Origin of the sequence: Lactiplantibacillus sp. ME-2 (assembly GCF_022549155.1) — a bacterium.
Classification (GTDB): domain Bacteria; phylum Bacillota; class Bacilli; order Lactobacillales; family Lactobacillaceae; genus Lactiplantibacillus; species Lactiplantibacillus plantarum.
Genome location: NZ_JAKZEQ010000029.1, coordinates 32,785 through 47,967, shown reverse-complemented (window position 1 = coordinate 47,967; position 15,183 = coordinate 32,785). Strand labels below are relative to the sequence as shown.

Here is a 15,183-nt window from a genome sequence, read left to right as displayed (position 1 = left end):
CGACTAAATAGGTCACTGAGTCCGCTGCTCTGCATGACTCAGTGACCCGTCGCCCTATTGTAGCCAATCTTTTATGTCAACCAAGCGAATCTTATGCGTACCCGCTGACCATCGTTCTGGCTGTGCCTTAACCATTGTCAGCAACTCTGTTAGTGACTCGGAACCAACAATCAACTGTTGCAGTAATTCAGAAATCAGTGGGGAACGTGGTTGCGCACCAACTAATAAACAATGTTCACCTTCAAAGGCTAACACGTCACCTCCCGCCCGTAAACGGCCAAACGGGCGGTGCAACTTGACGGTACCCAAAATCAGCAAGCCACCTTGTTCAAATAACGTTTTCAACAACCAATAATCGAGTTTAAAGTGGTTAGACCGTTGTCGTAAATCGGCCGGCAATGCTTTAGCTACCGGTATAATCGTTTTGAAATTCCGACTATACTGATGCCACGATTGAGCCCAGTCCTCACGCTCACAGATAAATCGCCGGGGTAATGTCAATTGACCTGCATAATCACAAACTTTTTTAATAGCCGGATCACTCATTATTGACGGACTGGCTTCAAAAATAGGACGTAATTGTCGTATCAGTTCAATAAACTCCGCTAGATAATCGGCAAAGCCTGGCGTTGCTAAATTAATCAAAATTCGCTTAGCGACGCAATAAGTCACCGCATCCTGATACGTCACCTTGGCGTGCTCAATGGCATCTTGATAGGCTGTCATAATATCAAACAGTCGTGGGTTGATATAATCTAAAGTTGTCGAACCAGCATGTTTATAATAATTATAAAATGGTTGTTGCACATAGGCGACTCGCTCACAGTAACTCAACATGTCCAGCAAAATATCTAAATCCTCGTAGACCATCCGCTGGTAACGATATTTCTGCCAACACGAACGTGCATATAATTTATTTCCGGAATAAGCATTATTTAGACCGTATTTAAGATAAGTCGCAATTGCCACGTGCTCAGTCGCATCTGGCAAGCTCAGCAGACTAGTTGTGCGGTGAGTCGCCGCGTAGATTTTACGAACATCACAAACGACGATTTGGGCATGACTACGCTCAGCCGTTGCTACTAAGGTCGCATACATCGTCGGTTCGACCCAATCATCAGCATCGACAAAACCTAAATAGCGGCCATGCGCGGCGGTAATCCCCGCATTACGTGCAGGTCCCTGTCCTTGGTTACGTTGATGGATAACCCGAAATAGGTGCGGCCAGCGCGCACAATATTGGTCACAAATTGTAGCCGTGCCGTCCGTACTACCATCATCAACAATAATGACTTCTAAGGCCGCTAATGTCTGTTTTTTTAATGAGGTCAAACAACGCCTTAACCAGTGCTCCTCATTATACGCAGCCACAATAACAGAAACTTGAACTTGCATACTGATTCCCCCAACACTCCAAATGATTTCGCTTACATTATGACACACATGCTTCGCATATCACAGCACGGATCCATGATAGGGATAATCATGCGCAGTCGTGGTCTGATACTCTCGTAAATCGTCGATACGTTCTGCTAAATTAAAATGAACTGCTGAAAGCCCATCAAACTGAGTCATCCGGTCAGTAACAGCGGTGAAGGACCACTGGGCAAAGATCATGTTGTCAGTTGCTGACCACAACCGCTGAATCGACCACGCCGTTACCCGTTGAACTCTTAATTGATGTTCAATCCAGGCTTGAACTTCCGCTAATGATAGATATGCTGGTCCATAGCATTCTTGATAATAACAATCGACCGCAAATATTCTTGGTAACGCTTCAAAATCACGAGTGACCCACATCGCAAAATATTGCTGGACTTTTGCTTTTCGGTCCCGAAGTAGTGCCGTTTCGATTTCGGTCATTTATAACACCTTCCGTTTTAAGATTACTTTTTAGAGGCCGTAATTCTAGTTAATAAACAGGCGATTACCATTATTTTAACATCACTAACAATTAACAAGACCAAATATTGACTAAACAAGTCTATCAGTTGTATTCAGCAGTCATTTCTGGCACAGTTAACTTAATCATAATATTAATAAAGTGAGCCGATAAATATGATCAAAGTTACTAACCGACACTTTCAAGATGTGCCTGCGCTGGAAGTTGTTACTACAACCCATTTAGACCAACCGCTGCCACTAGTGATTTTTTACCACGGTTGGCAGTCCAATAAAGAACTCGTCTTGGCCCAAGCACGTAAACTGGCTCGCAAGAATTTACGAGTCGTCTTGCCCGATGCCATGAATCACGGTGAACGACACCAAATCGTTAGCCAGATTCCTTCATTTACTTTTTGGAACAGTATCCAAGGTAATCTTGGCGAATTCGAGCTAATTGTGAATTACTACCGGGAGCGCAAACTCATTTTGAATGAGCAGATTGGTGTTGGCGGTTACTCAATGGGTGGCATGACGACCGGGGCTTTATTGACCCATCATCCTGAAATTAAAGCAGCCACAATCATTATGGGGACCCCTAACCTGAACGCGTACGCCCAACTAGTCCGCAAGCATGCGCAGGCCCATGCTTATTACATTCCCAGTGATTTAGCCCTATTGACGAGTTGGCTAGATCACTATGATCTTAACCTGCAACCGGAAACCATCAATCATCGGCCACTTTTATTTTGGCATGGTACTGAGGATGAACGGATTCCTTATTCACAGTCTCGTAATTTCTTTGACCGCGTGCATACCGCCCCGTATGCTGAACAAGTGGCATTTATCACGGGTTATCAAGCCAAACATCTGGTCAAAGTGCCTCTGATGAACAAAGTTGCTAATTTCTTCGATTATTATTTAAATTAATTATCAAAGGCTCAACCATGGTTAACGTTAGCCTTAAAAGAGCGTGCTTAGTCGGTCACCCGATTAAACACGCTCTTTTAAGGCTACTCAAACTATCTGTCACACATTGTAATGATCGTTATTGTCAGCTACAAGTTCTTTGAATTTCTTATTTGCCAAGCACAACCGGCGCCTATAGCTGAAATCAATGCTGTACTAAACATGACTGTTTGAAAGCCAATTGCATTCATCGCGGGTACCCGACTACCCACTGTAAACACCACCACAGCAATTGCCGTGCCAGCCGCACCTCCAAGTAACCGAAAAACGTTGTAAATTCCGGCTGCCTTACCGATAACTGCCGGTGACACTCCCCCCAAAACTGCATGCTGTAACGCGGGGCCCGCCATTGACAATCCCATCCCAGCAATTGCCAGCGGAGCAATCATCATAACATAAGCCGCATGGTTGGCAACTAGGTAACCAAGCATGAAATACCCAAATGTTTGAGATAATAGCCCGATAACTGCCACAATCGCTTCCCCGTAGAGGTCCACAGCTTTGCCAGCAAATGGCGCAACTAATACTAGTGTCCCAGTCCAAGGTAATAAGGACAATCCTGCCTCCCACGCATTATCATGCTGAACAACTTGTAAGAATTGGGGTAAAAAGAAAACGACTCCGTACATCGCGGCATATAATAAAAAAGTCGCCACATTTCCCATCGTAAAAATACGCTTTTTAAAAAGCGTTAACGGCATTAACGGTGCAACGACATGTTGCTGTCGCTTGATAAACCAAGTGCCTGCAACTAAGCCAATTATCAGGCCAACGAACGGACCAATTCCATTAATACTAGTCGAACTGGCAGCTAAGGCCCAAATGATTGCGGTCATCACTAACATTGAAAGACCTGCGTCCGTTAAATTAATTGGTGTTGCTACCCCGGTACTTTCTGGTAAGTAGAACCGGGATAATCCTATGACAATCAGGCCAAGTGGCACATTGATCCAAAAAATCCACTGCCAGGTTAATTTAGCTACAATTAGACCACCCAGAGCCGGCCCGACAATCAGTGCCAGTCCACCGATACCGCTCCAGATTCCTAAAGCTTTCCCACGCTTCGCAACTGGAACTGCAGCCGTTAAAATAGCCATTGACATCGGTGTCATGACGGAGGCCCCAATACCTGCAATGACACGTGCCACTATCAATAATGGCATTCGATTGGCTAATGCACAAAACACTGAACCCAGCGTAAAAACTAAAATGCCGAGATTATAAACCCGGCGGCGTCCAAAGCGATCACCTAATGCAACGCCCACAAGTAACGTTGCTGCAATCGCGACATTGTAAGCGTTGAGGGCCCACTGTAAACTGGCCTCCGAGATGTCGAAATCAATTTTAATTGCTGTTGACGCCGTTGTCACAATCATTGAGTCCATCATTGCCATAAAAAAGCCTAATGAAGTTAACGCTAATAACCAGCCAAACTGTCGCTGTCGATTTTCCATGTTTTCCGCCCCATTATCATTTATTCAGACTTACCAATGCTGAATAAGCCTACTCACACAAAGTTTAAATCTACTATGTCAATCTTTTTCTTAGATTTAGTTGGGTGGCCACCCACAATAGTTCAAATACTTTTGAACTATTGCAGCGTACCATCCCACTAACGATTCGGCAACAAAAAAATACCAGTTCAAAAGGCCAATCGGCACTTAAGAACTGGTATTAGTCAGAATCACAGTTGAAGACCGCCCAAAATACTCAGCAATTTAAAGGCTTTGATAAAAATGGGTAACATAGTGATCAAAAGTTTTGGGGTTCAACATGACGTATTTTTCACGTGCAACTTTTTTGACGGTTATTAATCCTGCTTTTTCCAGCAATTTAAAATGATATGAACCAGCGGTTTTACTAATCCCCATTGCTTGTCCGACTTGCCCACAAGTAACGGCCTGATCCTGCAGCTTCAAATACTTAACAATGTTCAGTCTAACCACGTCAGCCAGCACTTTAAATACTAATAGCTGCTGGGAATCAACTTCAGACCGCGGTATTTCATTTGCCAATATTTTTCACCTACTTTTACCAGCAAAGGTCGCTTGCTTATTCCGTCCGTGCTGGCCGAATTCGTTTGCCCCAATATTGGAAATAATCTGTCCGTAACGCACCGTTATAGAGTTTCCGGCGTTTCGTGGCTTTTTGTCCATAGAAGTCTTCAAATTCTAAGTCACTGGTCAGGATATACTTGCTCCAACTTGGCAATTTACTGTAAACTTGGCCCATTTGCCGATAGAGAATCCGGACACTATCCCGATCGCTTAGCCGCTCCCCATATGGTGGGTTCGCAATTAGGACCCCGTTGATCTTGTCAGTCGTAAAGTCTTTGACGGCCAGTTGTTTGAAATGAATGTCATGCAACAGCCCGGCTTCCCGCGCATTCAGCTTGGCGATATCAATCATTTTACCGTCAATATCGTACCCACTAATATCTAGCTCAGTGTCGTAATCGGCTAAACTATCAGCTTCGTCTCTCAATTGTTGACTCAGGCCAGCGGGAACCCAGTCCCACTTTTCGCACGCAAATGCGCGGTTGAACCCCGGGGCAATGTTGCGCGCCAGTAAAGCGGCTTCGATTGGAATCGTCCCCGAACCACAAACTGGATCAACAAATGGATTATCCGGATACCACTTAGCTAACATCACTAAGGCAGCGGCCATGTTTTCTTTTAAGGGTGCGCCCCCCTTTTCGACTCGGTAACCCCGTTTGAATAAACTAGAGCCAGTTGTATCCAGCGTTAACAACACGTGATCCTTATTAATAGCCACTTCTAATGGGAACAAAGCGCCTGTCTCCGGAAGGTGCCCGCTCCGATGATAAGTATCGGCCAACTGATTAACGATCGCCTTTTTGACGATAGATTGCACGTCGGGAACACTGTGGAGTTTAGAGTTGCGCGATTTACCTTCAACTGGAAATTCAGCGTCCATCGGCAATAACTGGTCCCATGGCAATGCGAGGGTCTTTTCAAACAACTCATCGAACGTATAAGCATCAAATTCACCAACGATGATCTTGATTCGATCAGCCGTTCGTAACCACAAGTTGGTCCGCAAAATATCTTTGATCGTTCCGTTAAATCGAACCCGGCCATTTTCAGTTTGAACTTGATACCCTAAATCTCGTAATTCACGCCCCACTAATGCTTCAATTCCGCTAGCGGCGGTGGCAATTAATCTAAATTCTTGCATAGTTTCCTCCTGCGACGCCTGTTCTGTAGGCGCATCTTGTTGAGTAAAGATTTCCACTAAATTGGTTTCCTCACCTAGTTTAGCATAAGTTGCTAGTTTGCTAACTGATCGAATAAAAAAACTGGGACAAAAGCGAACTTTTGTCCCAGTCTCCTGTCTAAATGTAAATTCCTGTAGGCCATGTTTTGTACCTAGTTAAAGTACAGGGTCTGTTAACTAGGCGGTAATCATCTATCTCGAGATTACTAATCTCCCCCCACATTTAGTTCAGTTCCTTATGTGAAGCGCCCCTACCGTAGTTTGGGTTGCCCGCTCGTGGGGTTTACCGCGTTCCAACTCAACCGTTTCCAATTGAGTATCGTCACTGTGGCACTTTTCAGGAATACTCGGGCATAGCCGAAGCCTTAGCCGTTTTTTCCGCCGTTACCGATAAATCGGTACCCCGGCTTATTTTTTCACCGAGCACGAACACTACAAGCATCGCAGCTTGTGCGAGCATGGACCTTCCTCAGCCGACATAAGCCGACCGCGATTACCCAGAATTTACATCGAATCACAATTATAGACGGTGTGATTCATTTTGATTATTATCTAATTGGGCACCAAAGACATGACGTTCCAAGTTAGACAAACGTTTCAGAATATCCATATTCGTCACCGTACTAGTCGGTTGAGAAGATGGACTGGTTGCACCGACAGCGACTTGCTTGGTAAGCTCGTCAACCTTGGCCCGTAACCGTTCATTTTCATCTGAAAGTTGTTGGTTATCTTTAGTAAATGACTCATAGTCCTTAATGACATTATCTAAGAAGCCGTCAACGTCGGCAGGATCATAACCCCGCATCTTTGGCTTAAACTCTTTTTGAAGGATGTCTTTGGGAGTAAAATTACGTTTAGCCATATTTAAAAACACCTCATTGTTATTCGCGCGATACCCATTCGGCATCCGCATTACTTAAAACATTGTAGCAGACTTTATTCAAAATTAAAACCATTATTCTGTTTTTCTGCATATTCATTGGCACTTTCCTGTAACCAGTCGAAGTCGATCAGGGTCAATGGGTACGGATGAGTGTCACTAAAGTTCCGAATCAAATCATAGTCATACGTGGGTTTCCCGGGGTTATCTGGATCATATACCAGAGTGGCCGCATCCGTATGGGTAACCATAAATTCTTGGTAATTTTTTAATTGTTGCGGATTTTCATACGGTTGTTTACTGACTGGTGCATGAAAATCGACTTGGGCCAGCAAAGTCTGTAATTTAGCTTGGTTATTTTCATTCCAGCGCCCACCAAATTCACCATATGGTAACATCATTGCCACTTTCAATTCTGGATATGTCTTTTTGAGCGTTAACCCTACTTCCGCTGTCCACTGTTCAATACCGAGCTGACCACCCGTTATCAGCCAATCCATACCATCCTCGATCTGCGTCGTTAAGTAATTAGTTAACGCAAACTTAATAACTTTTAGTTTATCATCCTGATCACCAAAGACATTCAACTCGTAACTCCGGTAACCACTAAGCCAGAACCGGCTCATAAAAAAGTCTCCTTTCTGTCACTAAATCGGTCTAAATCAGTTAAAAACTCACAGATATTTCACATTCCCTATTAGTTAATGGTAAAATGTAACATTATTAGGAGGTTGATTAATGTGACGATTCGCTATCCAAACGGTCAAGTTTATCGCCAACCCGGCCCAACTAAATCGAAATCTTCCAAATTTGCCAACGTCAATTTTGGCGATCGTGGAATGAGCTTGGAACAAGAAATCAATGATAGTAACGCCTATTATCTTGAAAATAATATCGCAGTTATTCATAAAAAGCCAACGCCCATTCAAATCGTTAAAGTCGATTATCCCAAACGCAGCGCCGCTGTAATCCGCGAAGCTTATTTTAAACAAGCTTCTACTACTGATTATAACGGTGTCTATCGGGGGAAGTATTTAGATTTTGAGGCCAAGGAGACCAAGAACAAAACGGCTTTTCCGCTAAAAAACTTTCATGAGCATCAAATTAAGCACATGCGCCAGTGCTTAGCTCAAAGCGGAATCTGTTTTGTTATCATTCGGTTTGCGAGTTTGGGGCGCCTATTTTTGTTAACAGCCAGCGACTTATTTACTTATTGGGATCATCAAGGAGATGGTGGTCGCAAGTCAATTCCACTGACGGATATTGAACATTTAGCCGCGGAGCTACATTATCAAATCAATCCACGCATTCCCTATTTGGATGCGCTTGATCATATTATTGATGAGACCTCATCAATTCATTAAAGGAGAACATCATGGCAGGTAACAATGAACAGAACTCACGGGTTGCTCGCAGAAAAAGCCAACCTAAACCACCTAAGAAACACTGGTTTCGGCGGATTATTTTATCCTTAGCTGCACTGTTTGTCATCGGGGTACTCGCTGGTCTAGCACTTTTCTTCTACTATGCGCAGACGGCACCAACAGTCAAACAGAGTGACCTTGTCAATACGGGGACCGCTAAGATTTATGACCAGAACGACAAGTATTTGACCTCTTTGGGAACTAACGACCACGAATACGTTAAGTCTAGTAATATCCCATCCACACTTAAGAATGCCGTCGTCTCAATCGAAGATCGCCGTTTTTACAAGCATAAGGGGGTCGATTATTACCGGATTCTTGGGGCTGCAGTCGGCAACTTAAAAGGTAGCTCACTCGGGATGCAAGGTGGGAGTACCTTGACCATGCAACTCGTTAAACTTGCGGTCTTTTCCACCAGTACTTCGGATCGAAATTTGAAAGTCAAAGCGCAGGAAGCCTGGATTGCGCTTAATCTTGAAAAACATTACAGTAAATCTCAGATTCTGGAATTTTACATCAATAAGGTCTATATGGGTAACGGGATTTATGGTATGGGGACTGCCGCCAAGTATTATTACGGTAAGTCATTAAAAGATCTGAGCCTTAGTCAACTCGCACTGCTCGCAGGTATGCCGCAATCACCAACCTACTACGACCCGACGACTTATCCATCATACGCAACTAGCCGCCGTAATCTGGTGCTGGAAGCGATGTACGATAACAAGGTCATCTCCAAGAGTCAGGAAACTGCTGCTGAAAAAGTCAGTGTCAAGACGGGCTTAACTAGTTCGGGACGTTCAAGCCTAGCGAAGCATGAAAAGACAAATAAAATCTTGGATGCTTACCTGAACGAAGTCCGTCAAGACCTCCTCAAAAAAGGTTATAATTTAACCGATGGCGAGAAAGTTTATACGAACATTGACATGGATGCCCAGAAACGGCTTTATGACATTGCCAACACGTCTCAATACGTCAACTATCCTAATAATGGAAAACAGACTTTCCAATTAGGGGTATCGGTTGTTGACTCATACACTGGCAAGGTCTCAGCTATGATTGGTGGTCGGAAAACCGGTAATGTCACGTACGGAACCAACCGAGCTGTCTGGACATCACGCTCAAACGCTTCGACGATGAAACCGATTCTCGATTATGGACCAGCCATTGAATATTTGAATTGGCCAACTTACAAGTCGTTGTCTGATACGAAATACAAATATCCCGGGACTAACATTTCCGTGCATGACTTTGACAATAATTACTTGGGCAATATGACGATGCGTGAAGCACTGGTTCAATCACGGAACATCCCAGCAATTCGGGCCTTACAAGCCGTTGGTAAAAGCCGAGCCAAAACCTTTGCCAATAACCTTGGGATGAACCTCAAAACCGTTAACTATGCCAACGGGATCGGTGCTGGTGTTTCCACCTTACAAGTTGCCGGTGCCTACGCTGCGTTCGCCAACGGTGGTGTTTATCATAAGCCATACTACATCCGTAAAGTGACTACTTCTGATGGCGTTACGACATCGTATACTAGCACTGGTAAGCGCGCCATGAAGAAATCAACGGCATACATGATTACTGATATGCTGAAAGGGGTCATCAATAGTTCTACTGGGACGGCGACAACCGCTAAGATCAGCGGCGTTTACCAAGCTGGTAAGACTGGTACTGACAACTATGCTTCTCAGTATAAAAACAAAGTACCATCCGATGCCGTCGTTGACTCATGGATGGCCGGTTACACGAAGAATTATTCGGTCGCCGTTTGGACTGGCTATGATAAGTCCACCGAAGCTGGTGGTTATCTAGATACCTCCAACGAAAAGATTTCACAACAAATTTATCGTGCCATGATGAATTACCTTCAACAGTATTCACCAAACTCTGATTGGACCAAGCCAAGCTCAGTTGGCACGACTAAGAAGAACGGTATCGAAGAACTTTACGTTGTTGGTCACCTCTTCTCCAGTAGCGAAGCCTCGTCAGGAACCGCTAGTTCAGCTAGCTCTAGTTCAACAACAACGGGTAGTTCAAGCACCAGCACAGAAGCAAGTAGTCGTAGTTCGGAAAGTAGCAGTAGTAGTTCCGAAGCTGCTTCTTCCTCAAGTAGCGCCGAAAGTTCATCTTCTGAATCTAGTTCAGAAAGTAGCAGCAGTTCGGAAGCAAGTTCAAGCTCCGAAGCAAGTTCCGAAGCGACTTCATCGGAAACACCGACCGCTGATACCAATAACACGACTGAAGGACAATAAGAATCACCCAAGACCACTGAATTCGATTCAGTGGTCTTTTTTTATGTGCACTGTTTTACCGAAATAACACACAAAATTTACATAAACTAAACTCAAAATCAACGTTAACACGGCGAATTACCACTACAATACAAAGTAACTTAATAAACTGAGCAAACCAATTAAGACAAAGGAGTTGCATATCGTGGTTGCCATTAAGCTACACGAATTATCCAAAAGTTTTCAAGGTCCGGTAATCAATCAACTCAGTCTGACGATTCCTGATCAACAAATCACGGCATTAATTGGCCCGTCCGGTTCCGGAAAATCAACGCTCTTAAACATGATTGCGGGTCTCACGACACCTGACAGTGGTCAAATTTCATTTGATAATCAGCCCATTTTTGACGCCGCGACCCATTGGAATCAGCCCCCTGCCCAGCGGCACTTGGCGATGGTTTTTCAAGACTTTGCCCTGTGGCCGCACATGACGGTCCAAGAAAATGTCGCTTTCGCTTTAGAAAAGCATCTGACCAAGCCGGAATTGACTGCTCAAGTCAACTGGGCCCTCGAACAAGTTAGTCTGATTGACTTCCGACATCGTTATCCACGTGAACTTTCGGGCGGGCAACAGCAACGGGTCGCCCTTGCACGGGCACTAGCGACCCAACCGGATTTGATTTTATTCGACGAAGCTTTAAGTGCGCTTGACCCCGAACTGCGCACACGGCTTCAATTAGAAATTCGCGCCCTGATTCACGACCAGCATCTGACGGCCATCTTTGTAACTCACGACCGTCCAGAAGCCTTGCAAGTTGCCGACCACCTCGTATTACTGCAAGGGGGCAACGTGGTGCAGACGGGCACACCAGCACAGCTGTACCAACAGCCAAAATCTCAATTTGTCGCCAATTTTATGGGCACCCTTAATCAGATCAACGCGCACCAGGCCATTCGCCCGGAATATGTCGCAGTCAGTCAAACGGGTACTCAGCAGCCCACTTACCAAGGCTTGGTGCAGCGTTCAACCTTTATGGGCGATCATTTTGATACTTACGTTCAAGTCGGCGCCTATGATTGGCACGTCAAGACCCAGCTACCCTATACCACTGCACCGATCACATTAGGCATCGATCCACATCAAATACTAACTTTTTAGGAGTTGACTCACATGTCTAAAGCAGCAATTATCACATTATCCACGCTCGGCGTGCTCGCAATTGGCACGTCGCTTTATGTTAATCAACATCAGAAAAAAACGTTAACCGCCAACGCGCAAACCAGTCAACAAGTCTTAACAGTATACGCTGCTGGACCTAAACCCCTTTCTGATCAAATCATCCACGGTTTTGAAGCCAAAACTGGCATTAAAGTCAAAAGTTTTGACGGCACGACCGGGAAAATTTTAAGTAAGGTCAAGGCCGAGCAAGGCAATCCCCAAGCTGATGTGCTGATTTTAGCTTCAATGGCCGCTGGCGTCGATTTACAAAAGAATGGCCAGCTATTAACCTATCAGCCTTCTCAAGCTAAACACCTGAATAAACAATTTAAAGATACTAGCCACCAGTTGATCAATTACAGTGCTTCGGCAGTCGGCATCACCTACAATACGCAGCACATCAAATCGGCACCGACAGACTGGTCTGACTTGACAACCACTCCGTATCGCAATCAAGTGACCATTCCGGACCCCCAAACCTCTGGTTCTAGTTTGGACTTCATTAACGCTTATCAAATGAAACACGGTACGCAACTACTTAAAGCCCTTCAAGAAAACGGTGCCGATATCGGGGGTGCTAACAAGGAAGTACTCGATGCAGTCATCACTGGCCAAAAAATCGCCGTCTTTGGTGGGGTCGATTACATGAGTCTAACAGCTATTAAAAAAGGCGAAAAAATTGGTTTCGTTTATCCTAAGAGTGGGACTTTGGTCAATCCACGACCGGCGATGATTTTGAAGGCTAGTCGTCATCAAGCCGCTGCCAAACAATTTATTGACTATCTCTTATCAGCTAAAGTTCAAAGACAAATTCAAAAAAGTAACTTAATTCCAGGTACCACGAGCACTTTGACCGATCCACGCAATGGCGAAGCCATCAAAGCCTACACGGTCAATTGGACCAGTGCCAACGCGGCCCTGACTAAAAACGTTGTCGCATTCAATCAGGTCTTTAGCCAATGAGTAATCATCAAATCCGCTTGTCCTTATCAATCATCACCAGTTGCTTGTTGGCAACTCTGATTATCGGCCCGTTAGTCGCCCTGATTGGTCAAACACTAGTCGGGCAATCGCCAAGCCAGCTATGGTCACAACTGACGCAGCCAACCAACCGTGTGAGCATTCAACACAGTCTGTTCCTCAGTGGGGGCACGGTCGTCGGGACAACCCTGCTAGCCACCCCTTTGGCATGGATCATGACGCACACCCGTTTAACAAAGCTCGCCTGGTTGCATTGGCTCTTGTTAGTGCCATTCATGACACCACCATATATTAACGCGATGGGCTGGTTATATTTCTTTCAACCACACGGATTACTGGCTCAGCTTAATCCGAGTTGGCACCACCAATTTCAGTGGCTATTTTCACCGTTCGGGATGGTCATTATCATGAGTCTGCATTTGTATCCCGTGGCATACTTAGGCTTACGCGCAGCCCTCATGCAATTCAACCAGCGCTGGCTTCAAGTGGCCGAAGTTCATGGGGTCAACACCTGGCAACGACTAGTGCGAATCACATTACCAATCATGTTAGTCCCATACTTAGCTGTATGGATTTTAGTCTTTACCAAAACCTTGGCTGAATTTGGAACGCCAGCCACCTTTGGTCGGAGCATCCACTTCGAAGTTCTGACGACTACGATTCAAAAGGACCTCAACCAGTGGCCCTTAGATTTCCAAAACGGGGTACTCACCGGCACCCTCCTACTGACCATTGCCCTGATTGCCTGGGGTATCCAGCAATGGTTGTTACGCCGGCCAGCTGTTAAGTTCACCGGACAACGGTCAGCGTCACAATATCGGCAGCTTGGAGTGACAACATTAGCAGGCACTTTCGTCACCCTAGTCATCAGTATTGCTATTGTCCTGCCATTCAGTGCCATCGTGCTCCAATCGCTACTCAAACAACGCAGTCTTGGTTGGAGTCCGTCTAATTTGACACTTGTACACTATATAGACCTCTTACGCTTTGATAGTCCTGCCTGGCAGGCCATTGTTACGACCGTCGGATTGGCATTACTGATTAGCAGTCTCAATGTGATCGTTGGTTTATTCTTGAGCGTTGGGAGTTTAACAAAACGTTTTCCCAAGTGGCTGCGACAGTTATGTCATACCTTGGGCGCATTGCCACTCGCAATTCCAAACGTCGTCTTAGCATTGAGCTTAATGATGCTCTTTTCACAGGTGCTGGCGTTCACCAAATTATACGGCACCCTAACCATCCTCCTGATCGCGGATGTCACCTTATTTCTACCAACAACGGTGCAATACTTGACGACCGCCCTCAAGGCCTTTGACTCGGAATTGCTGGCTAGCGCACGCATCTTCGAACCTAGTTTCGGCCGCATTATCCTAAAAATTGCACTTCCGATTCTATGGCCCGCGCTACTCAACAGCTTTGTGATGGCTTTCATTGCCACGAGTCGTGAATTAGTCGTTGCCCTATTGTTACTGCCTTCCGGTATGACGACCGTTTCAACATTTATCTATCAATCGTTCGAACAAGGTGAAGCGGCCGCCGGTATGGCCCTAGCGGTATTAACGGTAGCACTGACATTCATTGGACTGATTGCAGCTAATCACCTGCAATCAGCTACTAAGCCAGTACGCCAGCCAAACGGCATCAGTTGGCACTCAAATCGGTAATCGTCAGTAGCGGAAAACGACTTTGTTTTTTCGTCATCGCCTATCCCAAACTAAAAAGGCTGGTCGCACGAGCGTCAATGTTGACGTCGTGTGACCAGCTTCAATCATCACTGACAAGTTATTTAGAATCATCGGCCGAAACATCACCGGTTTGTTCAACCTCTTCAGCTTCATCATTCGGCATGTTAACAACGGTGACGTTAGCCTCCGTATTACGAACAACATACGCTGTCGTTGAACCTAAGAACAGGCGAGAAATCGCATTAGTCCCAGAGCGACCAATCACGATCAAATCAATATTTTGAGCCTTGGGAACATCGACCGCAATTGTCACTTTGGGTACCCCAGTTTGCCGAATTGTTTCGGCGTGCAACTGATGGGCTGCAACTTGATCCTGGGCCCGCTCCAACAGTTTCTTACTCTGGGCTTGATCAAAACTCATCATATCTGGCGCCGCACTCGTAAAAACATCTGGACTGTAGACGCCAAATCGATTAACATCGATGACATTCAATAAAAATAACTGGGAGTCAAAAACCTTCGCTAAGGCAATCGCATGTTCAAGTGCATAATAAGCATTATCGGAACCATCTAATGGGACTAGGATTCGTTTATACATGGTTGAGACCTCCTGATAAGTTCAATGAGTTACAACATTTATTATCATAATCATAACTTATCTATAATCATCCAG

General features: G+C 45.1%; 14 protein-coding genes and 1 other RNA gene. 6 read left to right on the top strand and 9 right to left on the bottom strand.

The window, feature by feature from the left end:
• Nucleotides 1-54: 54 nt before the first annotated feature.
• Together MMY95_RS11040 and MMY95_RS11035 are read right to left on the bottom strand one after the other, a co-directional pair.
• Entirely contained in the window at nt 55-1,395 is a 1,341-nt protein-coding gene (locus MMY95_RS11040; RefSeq protein ID WP_202861365.1) for a glycosyltransferase, read from the bottom strand.
• Between the two features lie 60 nt (nt 1,396-1,455).
• Nucleotides 1,456-1,863 carry a nuclear transport factor 2 family protein gene (locus MMY95_RS11035; protein WP_003645074.1) on the bottom strand — a complete coding sequence of 136 codons (408 nt, stop codon included), beginning with the start codon at nt 1,861-1,863 and terminating at the stop codon, nt 1,456-1,458.
• Between the two features lie 195 nt (nt 1,864-2,058).
• On the opposite strand from MMY95_RS11035, the gene MMY95_RS11030 reads away from it, so the two are divergent.
• Nucleotides 2,059-2,811, top strand: a complete 753-nt coding sequence (locus MMY95_RS11030; RefSeq protein WP_104795706.1) for an alpha/beta fold hydrolase — start codon at nt 2,059-2,061, stop codon at nt 2,809-2,811.
• 128 nt (nt 2,812-2,939) lie between these two features.
• Here the strand turns inward: MMY95_RS11030 and MMY95_RS11025 are convergent, their stop codons facing one another.
• From MMY95_RS11025 to MMY95_RS11000, 6 genes are all read right to left on the bottom strand, one after another.
• Nucleotides 2,940-4,304, bottom strand: a complete 1,365-nt coding sequence (locus tag MMY95_RS11025; RefSeq protein WP_053267282.1) for an MFS transporter — start codon at nt 4,302-4,304, stop codon at nt 2,940-2,942.
• Nucleotides 4,305-4,568: 264 nt separating this feature from the next.
• A complete protein-coding gene (locus MMY95_RS11020) occupies nt 4,569-4,865 on the bottom strand; it encodes a winged helix-turn-helix domain-containing protein (RefSeq protein ID WP_003640488.1) in 297 nt (98 codons plus the stop codon).
• A gap of 37 nt (nt 4,866-4,902) precedes the next feature.
• Complete coding sequence (locus MMY95_RS11015) at nt 4,903-6,048, bottom strand: class I SAM-dependent RNA methyltransferase (protein WP_003644375.1); 1,146 nt, start codon at nt 6,046-6,048, stop codon at nt 4,903-4,905.
• Between the two features lie 169 nt (nt 6,049-6,217).
• Nucleotides 6,218-6,592, bottom strand: an RNA gene (gene rnpB, locus MMY95_RS11010) — RNase P RNA component class B.
• A gap of 15 nt (nt 6,593-6,607) precedes the next feature.
• A complete protein-coding gene (gene gpsB, locus MMY95_RS11005; RefSeq protein WP_003638751.1) occupies nt 6,608-6,949 on the bottom strand; it encodes a cell division regulator GpsB in 342 nt (113 codons plus the stop codon).
• Between the two features lie 74 nt (nt 6,950-7,023).
• Complete coding sequence (locus MMY95_RS11000; RefSeq protein WP_053267281.1) at nt 7,024-7,593, bottom strand: DUF1273 domain-containing protein; 570 nt, start codon at nt 7,591-7,593, stop codon at nt 7,024-7,026.
• Nucleotides 7,594-7,707: 114 nt separating this feature from the next.
• Here MMY95_RS11000 and recU point away from each other — a divergent pair, with 114 nt between their 5' ends.
• The 5 genes from recU (at nt 7,708) to MMY95_RS10975 (ending at nt 14,489) form a co-directional block, all read left to right on the top strand.
• Nucleotides 7,708-8,331 carry a Holliday junction resolvase RecU gene (recU, locus tag MMY95_RS10995; protein ID WP_003644374.1) on the top strand — a complete coding sequence of 208 codons (624 nt, stop codon included), beginning with the start codon at nt 7,708-7,710 and terminating at the stop codon, nt 8,329-8,331.
• Between the two features lie 11 nt (nt 8,332-8,342).
• Entirely contained in the window at nt 8,343-10,646 is a 2,304-nt protein-coding gene (locus MMY95_RS10990; protein ID WP_003640483.1) for a transglycosylase domain-containing protein, read from the top strand.
• A gap of 184 nt (nt 10,647-10,830) precedes the next feature.
• The gene (locus MMY95_RS10985; RefSeq protein WP_104795705.1) at nt 10,831-11,784 is read left to right on the top strand and encodes an ABC transporter ATP-binding protein; all 954 of its coding nucleotides are present in this window, start codon (nt 10,831-10,833) and stop codon (nt 11,782-11,784) included.
• A 12-nt stretch (nt 11,785-11,796) separates the two neighbouring features.
• Complete coding sequence (locus tag MMY95_RS10980) at nt 11,797-12,807, top strand: extracellular solute-binding protein (protein ID WP_015825559.1); 1,011 nt, start codon at nt 11,797-11,799, stop codon at nt 12,805-12,807.
• Nucleotides 12,804-14,489 carry an iron ABC transporter permease gene (locus MMY95_RS10975; RefSeq protein WP_087509775.1) on the top strand — a complete coding sequence of 562 codons (1,686 nt, stop codon included), beginning with the start codon at nt 12,804-12,806 and terminating at the stop codon, nt 14,487-14,489. Before MMY95_RS10980 ends, MMY95_RS10975 begins: the two co-directional genes overlap by 4 nt.
• 118 nt (nt 14,490-14,607) lie before the next feature.
• On the opposite strand, the gene MMY95_RS10970 is transcribed toward MMY95_RS10975, so the two are convergent.
• Nucleotides 14,608-15,108, bottom strand: coding sequence for a universal stress protein (locus tag MMY95_RS10970; protein WP_003645081.1), 501 nt, complete (start codon nt 15,106-15,108; stop codon nt 14,608-14,610).
• Between the last annotated feature and the right edge of the window lie 75 nt (nt 15,109-15,183).

Excerpts from the sequence above, each read along its gene's own strand:
- MMY95_RS11040 (WP_202861365.1), bottom strand. The coding sequence starts at position 1,395 with ATGCAAGTTCAAGTTTCTGTTATTGTGGCTGCGTATAATGAGGAGCAC.
- MMY95_RS11035 (WP_003645074.1), bottom strand. The coding sequence starts at position 1,863 with ATGACCGAAATCGAAACGGCACTACTTCGGGACCGAAAAGCAAAAGTC.
- MMY95_RS11030 (WP_104795706.1), top strand. The coding sequence starts at position 2,059 with ATGATCAAAGTTACTAACCGACACTTTCAAGATGTGCCTGCGCTGGAA.
- MMY95_RS11025 (WP_053267282.1), bottom strand. The coding sequence starts at position 4,304 with ATGGAAAATCGACAGCGACAGTTTGGCTGGTTATTAGCGTTAACTTCA.
- MMY95_RS11015 (WP_003644375.1), bottom strand. The coding sequence starts at position 6,048 with ATGCAAGAATTTAGATTAATTGCCACCGCCGCTAGCGGAATTGAAGCA.
- gpsB (WP_003638751.1), bottom strand. The coding sequence starts at position 6,949 with ATGGCTAAACGTAATTTTACTCCCAAAGACATCCTTCAAAAAGAGTTT.
- MMY95_RS11000 (WP_053267281.1), bottom strand. The coding sequence starts at position 7,593 with ATGAGCCGGTTCTGGCTTAGTGGTTACCGGAGTTACGAGTTGAATGTC.
- MMY95_RS10990 (WP_003640483.1), top strand. The coding sequence starts at position 8,343 with ATGGCAGGTAACAATGAACAGAACTCACGGGTTGCTCGCAGAAAAAGC.
- MMY95_RS10980 (WP_015825559.1), top strand. The coding sequence starts at position 11,797 with ATGTCTAAAGCAGCAATTATCACATTATCCACGCTCGGCGTGCTCGCA.
- MMY95_RS10975 (WP_087509775.1), top strand. The coding sequence starts at position 12,804 with ATGAGTAATCATCAAATCCGCTTGTCCTTATCAATCATCACCAGTTGC.
- MMY95_RS10970 (WP_003645081.1), bottom strand. The coding sequence starts at position 15,108 with ATGTATAAACGAATCCTAGTCCCATTAGATGGTTCCGATAATGCTTAT.